General features: G+C 50.5%; 1 protein-coding gene. It reads right to left on the bottom strand.

Annotated elements, in window-relative coordinates; translation table 11 throughout:
* Positions 1-368: hypothetical protein (locus tag KH400_RS30135; RefSeq protein WP_217228414.1), on the bottom strand; the 368-nt coding region annotated here is incomplete at both ends.

Here is a 368-nt window from a genome sequence, read left to right on the forward strand (position 1 = left end):
CTCTCTCCTCCTTTCCCCCTCTCTCCTTCCTTCTCCTCCCTTTCCTCTTCCCCCTCCTCTTCCTCTTCTTTCTTCTTTCCTTCCCCCCCTCCCTCCCTTCCTCCCTTCTTTTCCCCCCTCTTTTCCCTTCCCTCTCTTTTCTTCTCCCCCCCTCTCCTCTTCTTCTTTTTCTTTTTCTCCCCCCCTTTCTTCTTTCTTTCTTCCTTCTTTTCCCTTTCTCTCTCCTCCCCCTCTTCTCCTTCCTCCCCTTCTTCCCTCTCCTCCCCCTCCCTTCCTCTCTTTTCTCTCCCCCTTTCTTTCTCCCTCTTTTTTTCTTCCTTTCCTTTCCTCCTTCTCTTCTTTCTTTTTCCCTTTCTCTCCCCTCTTTT

The sequence above is a fragment of the Desertibacillus haloalkaliphilus genome (assembly GCF_019039105.1).
GTDB classification, from domain to species: Bacteria; Bacillota; Bacilli; order Bacillales; family KJ1-10-99; genus Desertibacillus; species Desertibacillus haloalkaliphilus.